Raw genomic sequence first — 12911 nt, 5'->3', positions numbered from 1 at the left:
ATTAACGATTAAAAACCCAGTTCTATACCAAATGTGTAGGTCTTCCCTAGCGGTGTTTCCCAGCCGCGTGTTGCGTATTGACCAACCTCAGGGTCGGCAATTTTATACTTTGATGCGGTCAATAGATTAGTTCCATTGAAATATACTCTGGCATTGCTAAATCCTATTTTGTTCAAAACAGTTTTCGGTAATCTATAACCAAAATTGATATTTTTTAGCCGAAGGAATGAGGCATCATGTAGTTGTCTGGAACTATATTTTTGAGGGTCAGTCAGGTCGTTTCCGTCTAATTTTGGTAAGGTGCCAGATGTATTGTTTTCGGTCCACATATGCTCAAAGGCATATTCCGAGCGAATCCTTTCCCAGTAGTAACCATCATCGGCGACATCTTTGAATGCTCCATCGTATAGTTTACCGCCAAGTTTGTATATAAAATTGAAGCCTAGATTGAAGTTTTTGTACTCAAAATCAGTATTTATACCACCGCTGACATTCGGAATACCATTTCCGATGATTGTATAATCGGCTTGGTTAAAGTCATAAGTTGCTTTTCGACCATTGTAATCAAATATACCCGAACCTGTGTTGCTGTTATTGGTATAATAGACGTTTTTGCCATTGGTCGCGTCAACGCCTGCCCATTCGTAACCATAAAACGCGAGTGTCGACTGCCCTTCTCTATAAATAAATTGCGCACGGGCATCACCGCTCCCTTTCGTATCATTGCCCACTGAGCCAGTAGGATCATACCAGATAATATCCTGGTTGTCATTTAGCTTTTGGACTTTTGAATTGATGAAAGCTGCGTTTACATTTGCACTCCATCTAAAATCATCTTTTTTGATAATGTCACCTGCTAATTCAATTTCTATTCCTTTGTTGTTGATCTGTCCTACGTTTCTCAATACGGTGCTGAATCCGGTTGTTTGTGAGGTTGGGACATCCTGTAATAAGTTTTTAGAAGTGCGGTTGAAGTATTCTACTGACCCCGTGATTCTGTTGTTTAAGAAGCCAAATTCCAGCCCGGCATTAGTAGTATAAGAGGTTTCCCAGGTAATATCCGGGTCTGGGTTGGAGACAAGGTTACCTCCCGGTTGTCCTTTATAATTGAAGTTGTTAAAGGATACAAGTCTTCTCCATCCAAAATTGTCCGTTGGTAAGGTTCCGTTGACACCGTAAGAGGCTTTCAGACGTAATGTACTGATGGCATCGTTTTCACGCAAAGACGGAAGGTTTTTCAAACTATAAGCACCTGATATCGACCAAAAATCTCCCCATCGGTTTTTCGGACCTAGTTTTGAAGAACCATCACGGCGATAGGAAGCCGCTAAAAAATAAGTGTTGTCATAATTGTATTCCGCCCTTCCGAGAAATGACATCAGGTTATAACCCCAGCTATACGCATTGGCTTCAAACTTACCTGCCGAAGAAATGTAAGGAAGCTCGGCGGAACCCAAATTGCGGCCTGTTGTACGCATAAAATCCGTCTTATTTTTTTCGGCCTCAAATCCAGCGAGTAAGTTTATAGTGTGCTTGTCAAATGATTTATTATAATTTACGGTATTTGAAGTTACCAATTTCAGCATATTCGTGTTAAATTGGTGCACTACACCACCATCGCTGATACCATTGAAATGTTTAGCGCTATAATATAAATAGTCCTTCATGTCCGTATAATCATATGAGAATACAGTTTTTGCTGTCAGTTCGGGAAGAATTGTCCAGGTCAGGTTGCTGATGACGCCTAGCTTATTTGTTTTCGAGTTGTTGTCCCATTGTTGGTCATAATAGTCGGCATTATAAGCATAGCTACCATAGCGGTCTGTCCAAGCTTCACCCGTTTTATAGTTTGTAGGCCAGTATAATGGCCACAGGAGATTTCTGGATTGTAGAAAATAGTTCGATCCCGTATTGCGGGTGTCGTTAAAACCTTTTTTCTTGTTGTGACCGATATTGATATTCGTTCCAAATTCCAGGTTATCAACGATTTTTTGCGTTAGATTGAGACGACCTGAGATACGTTCGAAATCATTGACCCTAATTCTACTTTTATCTGTGGTGTAACCTAAAGATGAAAAGTATTTCGTTGACTCGGTTCCCCCTGAAAGTGAAAGATTGTTGTCCTGATAAATTGCTGTGCGAAACAGGGCTTTATCCCAATCATAATATTTGCCTTCACGGTTTTCAATTCCATCAGTCATTCCTAAGATGCTAATGTTGCTCATTCTCAAGGGATCACTGACTTCAAATCGGTAACCATGTTTGTTAAATCTGTTATTTAGCTGTCCAAGGGCGTAAGTACTGGCATCCGCATCGGTATAGTTTACACCAGTTTTTGGATTGACGTTTGACGTGCGGTAATCATGAAATATCTGATACAGCATGTTAACTTGATCCTGAGGCGACGCTGTTTCGTAATTGTCTGTTGCCCAGGTTGGCGTAAAGCCGATAGAGCTTTTAAAATTGACCGTGGGTTTTCCCGTTTTGCCTTTTTTGGTCGTTATTAAGATGACACCATTTGCTGCTCTGGAACCATATAGGGAGGAGGCCGCCGCATCTTTTAGTACGGTAATCGTTTCAATATCATCGGGATTGAGATTTCCCATCACATTGTTGGATGTGTAGATATAATCGCCCATTTGACCACCCGAACCAGAATTGGCAGGAACACCATCTATAACATAGAGCGGTTCGTTCGAAGCATTCATCGAGCCTACGCCCCGAATACGAATGCTAGGTGTTGAGCCTGCTTGTCCAGAGGGAGTAGAAACTGTCAGACCCGCAACGCGTCCACTTAGGGCACTTTCAAATGAGGTTGTGGGAACATTATCTATGTCTTTGGCTTTTACTGTTGCCGCAGATCCAGTATATGTACTTTTTTTTGCTGTACCATAAGCGACAACCATGACCTCATCCAAAGCCTGTTCGCCACTGGCAAGTGTAATACTGATTGTTTTTCGGCCATTGACCTGAATCTCCTGTGCTTTATAGCCGACAACAGATAGCATTAGTGTAGCATTTGAATTTGCATTAAGGGTGAATAAGCCTTGATCATTGGTCGATGTCCCTTGGCTGGATCCTTTGACATTTATGGTAACTCCACTGATGGGATTTCCATTGCTGTCTGTGATTTTTCCGGCAATCTGAATCTGTTGCGCATATAGAGACTGCATCGAACTACAGGCTATGAGACACAACGTTGTGAGTACATGTTGTTTCATAAGAGTTTGAATTGATTAATTTAGTTTGTTAATGTTTTGGTTGCTATTGGCCTTTGCTTACAAATGCTATAGCGAAATCAATGCAATGTTCTTCTTGTAAGACCGAAAAACATTGCATTGAATATAATCTTATTTTCTTAAAATTCCAATTCCCGGACGGTTAGGTAAGATACAGTTGCCATCGATTACCGTCATGCCATCATAGATATCGTTATCGATCAGGAGTGCCCCATCTAAATCTGCCCAATCGGTTAGTGGTGCCAATTGTGCCGCTGCACTGATGGCACAGGAAGTTTCGGTCATACAGCCGATCATTACTTTCATTTCAAGGGAACGTGCAAGTTCAGCCATCCGCTTAGCTTCACGCATACCGGTACATTTCATAAGCTTGATATTGATGCCGCTGTAGACACCTTTTAATGCTGGTACATCAGCCAATCGTTGACATCCCTCGTCAGCAATAGTCGGTATTGGACTGTGCTCGGTTAACCAGGCATTATCGTCGATCTGTTCTTTGGGCATCGGTTGTTCGAGAAAAGCGACGTTACGCTCCGCCAGCCAATGTGCCATTTCCAATGCCTCTTCCCGGGTTTTCCACCCTTGGTTGACGTCTGCACATAATGGGCGATCTGTTGCCTGCCGAATGGTTTCAATAATCATTTTATCGGTATCCAGACCCAATTTTACTTTTAGAATCTTAAACTGATCTGCTTCAGCAACCTTTTTGCGGATCATGTCCTCCGTATCAATACCAATTGTGTAAGAAGTTGGCGGGATAAGATCCGGATTTAATCCCCATATTTTATAGAAGGGCTGGCCCATAATTTTACCAAGCACATCATGTAAGGCAATATCTATCGCTGCTTTTGCGGCAGTATTCTTTGCTGCTACTTGGTCTACATAATGCAAGATCTCCTCCGTTTGGAAAGGGGAGTTGAATGCTGATAAGTCAATTTGATTTAAAAAGGCGATCACGCTTTCCTGCGACTCACCAAGGTAAGGCGGCATGCTGGCCTCTCCATAGCCGATGATACCCTCGTACTCCAGTTCGGTCAATACAACAGGTGTCGTACTTCGGCTGTAAGAAGCGACGGTAAAGACATGGCGCAATGTTAGGGTATATGGACGGAACCTTAGCTTAAAGGCCCCAAAGTCCTTGCTGATCCATTCAGATTGATTGCTCATTATGGTTTATTTGTTGATGTAGTAATTGCTTTCAGCGATTTTTTGAATTGCAGAATCCTTGGCACCTAAATAACGACGGGCAGCAACAACGGTACGTGTCTGAAAATCGTCGTAATCAGCAGCATCTTTCAGCATGCTGTTAATACGAACCAATCCTGCAGCATGGATAAAAGTGCCATTGCCTATATAAAGCGCTACATGGGTTACGCGTGCATTGGGATTACTATTTTTGCCCGCAGCAAAAAAGAGTAAATCTGCAGGTTTCAGGTTTTTAAGCGCTTTGTCAGGATCAAAATGCCCCTCGCTGTCCAAAATATCTATCTTTTCGCCCGCTAAAACCTGTTGTGATGCATCTCTAGGGATAACGAAGCCATTCATAAAGAAGCTTGTCTTGGTAAATCCGCTACAATCGACCCCTTTGACCGATGTGCCGCCCCACAAATAAGGTAGTCCCAACATGGTTTTTGCACTTGCGATAATATGGTCAGCGGTAGGATTACGCGTATCCAGCCAATTTTTTAACGTTAGGCTTTCAGATTTCTTGATATAACCTTTGCGGCCATCGGGGTATGCGATTTCATAAAAACTGCCTTTTTGTCCGGTTAATTTTAAGATATCCCCATATACAAGATCCGATACCCGCTGGCTTTTCTCGTTGGGTTCGGAATAAGATTTTCCGAATTCAGTGGTGTAGATCAGCTTTTCTGATTGTCTCCAGTTGTCGGCCTCGGCCTGATCCATGACAGCTATTGAAGATGCTGGCACCCAAGCGATATAACCATCGGGGGTACGTACCCGGTATTCACCACTTTTCTTCTGTAGCAGATCTACTTGTGTACCCAATAAAACTTGGCTTGTCAATTCCGCGGAATTATCCGGGAAGGTACGCATGTTGGCAACTGAAAGTCTGATTACCCCTACAGTTTTTCCCTCAACACTGGCGTCCGGTAAAAGTTGAACTTGGATATTCGCGGATATTTCTTTTGCTTTTTGTTCCAGAACAAACTTAGCATCTTTTTCGGTTGTTTCGAGAATATATATATTTTGAGGAACATCCGCTTTTTGAATAGCCACTATTTTCGTTCTCCGATCCGGTGCAAATTCACGTTTTACGTTTTCTTGCAATTCTTTGATTTTGAAATAAGTGGTGGAATCTACTTGCTGTGCATGGCCATGACTTGTGCCAATAAGACTTGCACATGCTAAAATAGCGAATTTTAGTGTGTTTTTCATGCTGATTAGTTTGTTTCTAAAGATAGGATTAATTCACAATATAAATCAACGTTTGTTGTCGATTTTTGAGTGATTTGAATATTGTGTTGCTAAAAAACGAACCTTTGGGCCTAATTTTAATTAATTTGTCTATTTGCTAAAACCATTTTGTATTATTGCTTATTGATCGCAAAATCGTCGATTGTTTTTGAATCTCACTGCCAAAAAGCAGGTTAGCGATTGCGAATTGTGGCAATGAACAATTAAAAACGAATTATTCATGCTTGTAAAATGCCGGACGGTGGAGGCAAACAGGTTATTAAAAGACAAATAGTTTATATATGAGTTCTAGACGTAATTTTATTAAACAAGGTTTTATGGCTGCTACGGCGATAGGTACCTTGAGCGCATTTGATACAAAAGGGCTGACGATTGCATCCGATGATAAGGTGAAAAAATATCCGATTGTCATATCAACCTGGGATTTTGGAATAGCGGCAAATAAGGCGGCCTGGGAGATCTTATCGAAAGGCGGAAAAGCTCTTGATGCTGTCGAACAAGGTGTGCGTGTACCCGAAGCGGACTTAAAAAATATGACCGTCGGAAAAGGAGGGTATCCGGATCGTGATGGACATGTGACCTTAGATGCCTGTATTATGGATGCTGATGGTAATTGTGGTGCTGTGGCTGGTATGGAAAAAATCGGACATCCGATATCGGTGGCCCGCTTGGTTATGGAGAAAACACCACATGTCATGCTAGTTGGAGAGGGGGCATTGCAATTTGCATTGGAAAACGGTTTCAAAGAAGAGAATTTATTGACGCCTGAGGGAGAGAAAGCTTGGAAGGAGTGGTTAAAGGAGAAGAAATACAAGCCAGTCGTTAATATCGAAAATAAAACTTTTGCTGCGGAGCGCCTGCCGGGAAACCAATACAATCACGATACCATTGGTATGCTAGCCTTAGATGCCAATGGAAATATATCCGGAGCTTGTACAACCAGTGGAATGGCATTTAAAATGCATGGCCGGGTGGGAGATAGCCCGATCATCGGCGCTGGCTTATATGTTGATAATGAAGTTGGTGGAGCTACTTCGACCGGGGTGGGTGAAGAAGTTATCCGTAATGTAGGCAGTTTTTTGGTGGTTGAATTGATGCGTCAGGGTTATTCCCCTGAAGATGCCTGTAAGGAAGCTGTGATGCGTATTGTGAAGAAAAAGCCTGCAATTGCCAAAGAGATACAAGTTGGATTTTTGGCGATTAACAAGAAAGGTGAGTATGGAGCTTTTGCATTGCAAGAAGGATTCTCTTACGCCGTTTGTGACAGTAAGCAGCAGGACCTATTGATCAAAGGAAAACATTATTATTAGGAATCACTCAATACGCACACTAAATATAGAATACACCTTTAGATAGAAGTATTAAATTGAATAATGATTATCTTTGTGTGGGCATTGTGGAAGTAAAATAATAATATAACGAGCGTGCTAAGGGCTTATAAAATTAAAGTCTAAATACGCAGTACTCAATACTATAAAAATATGAAAGCAACATTTGGAGGTGGATGTTTTTGGTGTACGGAAGTGATTTTCCAAAATACCGAAGGAGTGACATCCGTATTGCCAGGATATATGGGAGGTCATGTAGACCACCCTACTTATGAGCAGGTATGTACAGGTACAACCGATCACGTGGAAGTGGTGGAGTTGGAGTATGACGATGAACTGGTCAATTATGAGGATCTGTTGAAGATTTTCTTCAAAACACATAATCCGACAACATTGAACCGTCAAGGTAATGATGTGGGTACGCAGTATCGTTCTGTAGTCTTCTATCATAACGAAGAACAGGAGATCTTAGCGAAAAACTTTATTGATGAGTTGGAAAACGAGGATATCTATGATGATCCAATTGTAACAGCGGTAGAACCGGCGTCAACATTCTGGCTGGCCGAAGATTATCATCATAATTATTTTAATGATCATCCTGAGAACCCATTTTGTTCAGTGGTCATTGCGCCGAAACTTCAAAAATTCTTAAAAGAATTTAAAGCCTAAAGTAAAGGTTTTAATGGGGAGTTTTGTGTTTAGCGCAGCAAATTGATGGTGGGCTGTTTATTAGCGGGGGAGGAGGATTGAAACAAGACCTTGGTGACCTTTGAAAACTACCTGCGATCAATAATAATATAAAAGGCTCGAATATGATGTTCGAGCCTTTTCTTTATGCGGATTACTTATTGAAAAATGTTGTTAAAACATTTCCATTTGCCCCTTGTCATCAATTTGGATGTCATCAGGATTAGTGATCTCTAATTTGATGTCATCTTCTTTTTTATCCTTAGTGGCATCCGCTGATATTTCATCAGTTGCCGCATCGGATTTGGTCTCTCCGGATTTTGTTTCACCACCTTCTGAAGCGACTTCAGCTTTCTCCTTTCCTTTTTCACTTAGATCTTCATCAGCCGTGATCAAGGTGACAGATTTTACGGTATGGAAGGACAGACGGTTGCCTTGTGCTTTTATACCCTTTATGTCAATAATTTCAGTCAACGGTTGTTCCAGTGTTTCCTCCGTTTGTGATTTACCTTTCAGGATGTCCAATTTGACGGTCGGCTCAGCAGCATTGCTCATAAGCACTAATTTTGAACCGGGTTCTTCGTTGATAAACGAAATACGTTTACCAATGGGCTGGTCATCAAATTTAAAACGTTTGACAAAATAAGTACCACTCTTACCATCTTGATGTACCACAGTATAGATATGTTCCGGGTAGAATTTTTCTATACGGATCATTTTTTCATCAAAGTGGTTACTTAGGTCGAAGTTCGATAACTCGTAGCTACCGTCGGAAAGCACAATTAATATTTTATCATCACCATCAAATTCCCCTAAATATTGACCACGTTCATCGGCATTTAAGCGTTTCATGATGCTGTCATACCAAATTTTTCGTCCTGCGAGTGTTGAAATACCTGAGCTTTTAAAGGCGATTTTCTTGACTGGATATTTGGAAACAATATTGCCCTGAGATGCACGACCTTTAATGGCAATTTCAGCGAAGTCCATATCGAAATTCAATTTACGCAATTTCGTGTGTGGTTTGAGCTGTATATTGACCACTTCGGCCTCACCATTAGGATTAGCGGTGAAATATAAAACCTTTGATCCTTTTGACCCTTTGGATACATCATACTCCTTATCGCGGGTAACGCCGACAACCGAGAAACGTTTAATATAACTCGTACCGGTTTCGCCTTCTTTATAGATCACGTTGTATATGGTACGTTCGTCCCCTTTTTTGAAGACCGCTACATGGATAATTCCTTTTCCGACAAATACTTTATCCTGGATTTTGCTGACGACATATTTGCCATCTTCGCGGAATACAATGATATCGTCGATATCTGAGCAATCACAGACAAATTCATCTTTCTTCATTCCGGAGCCGATGAAACCTTCTTCGCGATTGACGTACAGCTTCGCATTGGCTAAAGCAACTTGTGTTGCCTCAACTTTATCAAAGATGCGTAATTCAGTCTTTCGCTCGCGATCTTTGCTGTATTTTTCACGTAGTTTTTCATACCATGCAATAGCATATTCTGTCAATTGACGCAAATGGCGCTTCACCTCTTTGATCTCATTTTCGAGCGTCTTCATCGTTTCGTCTGATTTTTTTACATCGAAACGTGTGATACTACTCATTGGTTTATCGATCAGTTTCTTATAATCCTCCGGAAGAATTTCACGATAAAACTGTTCAAAGAATGGCTCAAACAAGCGATTTAAAACCTGTACGACAGTGTCAAAGTCACCGGCATTTTCATAATCGGCGTGTTTGTACATCCCCTCTTGGATGAATATTTTTAATAAACTATTGAAGAATATTTTTTCCTGAAGATCATTTAAACGGATCTCCAATTCCCGCTTCAATAGATTTTTGGTGTTTTTGGTATTTTCAATCAAGATGTCATTGACACTCATAAAATGAGGTTTCTCATCTTTGATGACACAGGTATTTGGCGAAATGGAAACCTCGCAGGCAGTGAATGCATACAAGGCATCGATAGTAACGTCAGGAGATATTCCCGGCGCTAAATGCACGATGATTTCAACATTTCCAGCGGTGTTGTCCTCAATTTTCTTGATTTTGATTTTGCCCTTTTCATTGGCTGTCACTACACTCTCGATCAAGCCGCCTGTAGTAGTGCCAAAAGGAATTTCTGTGATCGCCAGCGTCTTTTTATCCCGTTCCTCGATTTTAGCGCGCACACGGATCTTTCCACCGCGTTGTCCCTCGTTATAGTTGGAGACATCAGCCATACCACCTGTCGGAAAATCGGGAAGAATATTTGGTCGTTCGCCATTCAGTACCTGAATTGAGCCGTCTATAAGCTCAATAAAGTTGTGGGGCATAATCTTGGTTGCCAAACCTACAGCAATACCTTCGGCTCCCTGAGCCAGAAGCAATGGAAATTTAACAGGTAAAGTAACTGGCTCACGGTTACGTCCATCGTAGCTCTGTTGCCATTCTGTCGTTTCGGGATTGAAGACAACTTCATTCGCAAATTTAGAAAGCCGTCCTTCGATATAACGTGGTGCTGCAGCCGAATCACCCGTGATCGGGAAGCCCCAGTTACCCTGACAATCGATCAGGAGGTCTTTCTGTCCCAATTGAACCATGGCATCTCCGATGGAAGCATCTCCATGCGGGTGATATTTCATGGTATTACCAATCACGTTGGCAGCCTTATTATATCGTCCATCATCCATTTCTTTTAGGGAATGGAGGATACGACGTTGTACGGGTTTCAAGCCGTCATTTATATGGGGTACAGCTCTATCCAAGATCACATAGGACGCATAATCCAAAAACCAGTTCTCGTACAGTCCAGATAAAGGTATTGTCTGACTTCCGCCCTCTGTTTTTCCTGCTCCTAATTCTTCTTGGTTATCTTCCGTTGGGAAGTTTGTTTCGTCACTCATTTATTCAGCAATAGATTAAATTGTACAATACAGAAATGTTCGAAATTTTATTTTATTCGAACGTGTAAAAATACAAAACCATTTTGTTTTATCCCAGTGAAAGTATAAAAAGTTAAAAAAATTAGTTTTTAAAGCTAATATAATTAGTTTTGCACCGATTACTCGACCAGGTCGTACCAATAACATTGGATGTCCCAACGGTCGAAATAAAACTCTTCGGTGACCTGAAAACCCACTTTCTCCAATACATGCCTTGATCCTTTGTTTTCGGTATGGGTGATGGCATGGAGCTCGAAATGAGTCAGGTGTTCCCGATAATACTGCATACAGGCTAATGCCGCCTCAGTGGCATATCCTTTACCCCAGGATTCTACCCTGAAACGATAGCCTAGGTCCAAAAACCCGATACGTCCGTTTTCCAGTTCATCAATATATTTAAAACCCGTCCAGCCGATCCATTGGTTGCTTGATTTTTCAACAACTCCCAGTCGGCCAATACCGTATTTTTCATATTGTTGCCGAATGAGAGCGATCACTTTTTCCATTTCTTCGATGGATTGAACTGGCTCTTTATTGAGGAAGGTATGTACCTCAGCCTGTGAATCCATGGCAAAAAAATAGTCCTTATCGTCCATGCTTATCGGACGGATGATTAGACGTTCGGTTTCTAATGTTGGTAGGTATTTTTCCATCTGGTATATTTTAGATTTTAGTGGCTTTTAAAGCCACAGTTTATCAATATCTTTTTTCAATATTTTCTCTTTCATTTCTTCTTCAAAATTACCGAACTCTTCTTTTTTAACAGTCTTGCTGATCCGACCTTCTTCCAAAACCAATATCTCATCACAGGTATCCTTTAGTGTCGAAAATATATGCGATGAGATCAGAATGGTTTTGCCCATTGCTTTAAGACGTAGTACGATTTCGGTCAGGATAATACTACTTTGTAGATCTATCCCGTTAAAAGGTTCATCCAGAATGTAGAAACAGTTGTCCTGGAGCAGAGTCGCTGTCAGTGCCAGTTTCTTTTTCATCCCCGTGGAATAAGAGCTCGCATACTCTTTTAATGGTAATTCGAAGATATTTCTGTCATAGAGGTTTTTAATACTTTTCCCACGGGCGTCGGTAAGGAGGTAGATATACTCTTCACCCGTCAGTTTTGATAAGAAATACGGATCTGATGTCAGGTAACCTAAATGGTTCTTAAGTGGTTGCAGATTTGCGCTGATCTTTCCCGAAGCTGTTTCCAGCCCTGCTATACAGCGAAATAAGGTTGTTTTTCCAGCCCCGTTTTCGCCTACGATGCCGTAGACTTTTCCGTCCTCAAAAGTAAAGGAGACCTCATGCAAGACCTGATGCTGCCCAAAGGATTTACTGATATGAATAAGTTCGATCATAAATAGTTCTTTAGATTTTTGAGGGCTTTAAAGTAATAAAAAGGTAATAATGCCAATATCAATGGATAGAAGCTGAAACATAATACCAGCGCAAAAACCTCCGGAAAATTGATCTCTCGTGGATAAGCGACATATTTTAAGGTAATGGCAAAAGGGAGTAGGAATAGTATACCGCCCAAAACAATTAGTGCATTAAACCATTCTGATGAAAAAATAAAGGCGTATGTCAGTAGGAGCGGAAAGGCAAATAAAAGGCATTGCAGTATTCCATGCCTAAATTTCCGCAGCAGAAATCTGGCCGGTGACTCTCGGCTGTTCCAAAGATAAAATATAGGTTCCGGTAATTGATAGTAGAATACAGCGGTAAGTGCAATACCAGCGATACAAAATAGAACGAGGTTAGGGTTCATTACATAGAAGCCGATTGCTCCGAGTATATACAGAATGAAAATTAGCAGGTAACTCCTTCGGAATCCAATAATAAATTCAAAAGGTTTCTTTGTGAACGGAGTTGGAATGGATTTACCAAAAGCCCTAAAGACCAAAAAAGCGAATACAAGAGCTAGTGCAATGAGCGCCGCGCCATATAGCCATAGCCCTAGAAATAGAAAAATAGCAATGGTCGGTAAAATCACGAATCCATTTTCCACTAGCCTGATCGTATAAAATTTTTTTTTACTAAAGGTATTTTTAAGAAAATCGTTCCTGTTTTTTTCGGTCAGGAGAAAGAGTAACTGAAAATTGCTAAGCAGTAGGGCATAGCTTCCAAAAACAGGATACTGGAGCAGAAGATAATGGGCAAGATAACAGACTCCCAGTAACAAAAGTGGCGCAACCACAATCGGAAGGCCGGTCGCCTTAAAATGGCGTGTCAACAATTTATATTGAAGCTTTAAATAATTGTTTATCATTTG

9 protein-coding genes are annotated in these 12911 nt (G+C 41.1%); 2 read left to right on the top strand and 7 right to left on the bottom strand.

Annotated elements, in window-relative coordinates; translation table 11 throughout:
* Positions 1-8: 8 nt before the first annotated feature.
* From G6053_RS21480 to G6053_RS21470, 3 genes are all read right to left on the bottom strand, one after another.
* Positions 9-3221, bottom strand: a complete 3213-nt coding sequence (locus tag G6053_RS21480) for a TonB-dependent receptor (RefSeq protein ID WP_165308414.1) — start codon at positions 3219-3221, stop codon at positions 9-11.
* Positions 3222-3350: 129 nt separating this feature from the next.
* A complete protein-coding gene (locus tag G6053_RS21475) occupies positions 3351-4406 on the bottom strand; it encodes a dipeptide epimerase (protein WP_165308413.1) in 1056 nt (351 codons plus the stop codon).
* Positions 4407-4412: 6 nt separating this feature from the next.
* Entirely contained in the window at positions 4413-5639 is a 1227-nt protein-coding gene (locus G6053_RS21470) for an NlpC/P60 family protein (protein WP_165308411.1), read from the bottom strand.
* Positions 5640-5959: 320 nt separating this feature from the next.
* On the opposite strand from G6053_RS21470, the gene G6053_RS21465 reads away from it, so the two are divergent.
* Positions 5960-6988: a N(4)-(beta-N-acetylglucosaminyl)-L-asparaginase gene (locus tag G6053_RS21465; RefSeq protein WP_108635770.1), complete on the top strand. Its 1029-nt coding sequence runs from the start codon at positions 5960-5962 to the stop codon at positions 6986-6988.
* Positions 6989-7159: 171 nt separating this feature from the next.
* A complete protein-coding gene (gene msrA / locus G6053_RS21460; RefSeq protein ID WP_165308410.1) occupies positions 7160-7675 on the top strand; it encodes a peptide-methionine (S)-S-oxide reductase MsrA in 516 nt (171 codons plus the stop codon).
* Positions 7676-7867: 192 nt separating this feature from the next.
* Here msrA and G6053_RS21455 read toward each other — a convergent pair whose 3' ends face one another.
* The 4 genes from G6053_RS21455 to G6053_RS21440 form a co-directional block, all read right to left on the bottom strand.
* Positions 7868-10600, bottom strand: coding sequence for a DNA gyrase/topoisomerase IV subunit A (locus G6053_RS21455; RefSeq protein WP_165308409.1), 2733 nt, complete (start codon positions 10598-10600; stop codon positions 7868-7870).
* Positions 10601-10758: 158 nt separating this feature from the next.
* Positions 10759-11292: a GNAT family N-acetyltransferase gene (locus G6053_RS21450; protein WP_165308407.1), complete on the bottom strand. Its 534-nt coding sequence runs from the start codon at positions 11290-11292 to the stop codon at positions 10759-10761.
* A gap of 27 nt (positions 11293-11319) precedes the next feature.
* Positions 11320-11997 (bottom strand): ATP-binding cassette domain-containing protein, encoded by a 678-nt coding sequence (locus G6053_RS21445; protein WP_165308406.1) that lies wholly within the window; start codon positions 11995-11997, stop codon positions 11320-11322.
* Positions 11994-12908: a hypothetical protein gene (locus G6053_RS21440; RefSeq protein ID WP_165308405.1), complete on the bottom strand. Its 915-nt coding sequence runs from the start codon at positions 12906-12908 to the stop codon at positions 11994-11996. Before G6053_RS21440 ends, G6053_RS21445 begins: the two co-directional genes overlap by 4 nt.
* Between the last annotated feature and the right edge of the window lie 3 nt (positions 12909-12911).

It is taken from the genome of Sphingobacterium sp. DR205 (genome assembly GCF_011064245.1).
Lineage (GTDB): Bacteria > Bacteroidota > Bacteroidia > Sphingobacteriales > Sphingobacteriaceae > Sphingobacterium > Sphingobacterium athyrii.
Note: the sequence above shows the minus strand (reverse complement) of the source record. Positions and strands in the feature narration are given on the sequence as shown.

Coding starts and splice junctions, on each gene's coding strand:
- G6053_RS21465 (WP_108635770.1), top strand. CDS start 5,960: ATGAGTTCTAGACGTAATTTTATTAAACAAGGTTTTATGGCTGCTACG.
- msrA (WP_165308410.1), top strand. CDS start 7,160: ATGAAAGCAACATTTGGAGGTGGATGTTTTTGGTGTACGGAAGTGATT.
- G6053_RS21455 (WP_165308409.1), bottom strand. CDS start 10,600: ATGAGTGACGAAACAAACTTCCCAACGGAAGATAACCAAGAAGAATTA.
- G6053_RS21475 (WP_165308413.1), bottom strand. CDS start 4,406: ATGAGCAATCAATCTGAATGGATCAGCAAGGACTTTGGGGCCTTTAAG.
- G6053_RS21445 (WP_165308406.1), bottom strand. CDS start 11,997: ATGATCGAACTTATTCATATCAGTAAATCCTTTGGGCAGCATCAGGTC.
- G6053_RS21440 (WP_165308405.1), bottom strand. CDS start 12,908: ATGATAAACAATTATTTAAAGCTTCAATATAAATTGTTGACACGCCAT.
- G6053_RS21450 (WP_165308407.1), bottom strand. CDS start 11,292: ATGGAAAAATACCTACCAACATTAGAAACCGAACGTCTAATCATCCGT.
- G6053_RS21470 (WP_165308411.1), bottom strand. CDS start 5,639: ATGAAAAACACACTAAAATTCGCTATTTTAGCATGTGCAAGTCTTATT.
- G6053_RS21480 (WP_165308414.1), bottom strand. CDS start 3,221: ATGAAACAACATGTACTCACAACGTTGTGTCTCATAGCCTGTAGTTCG.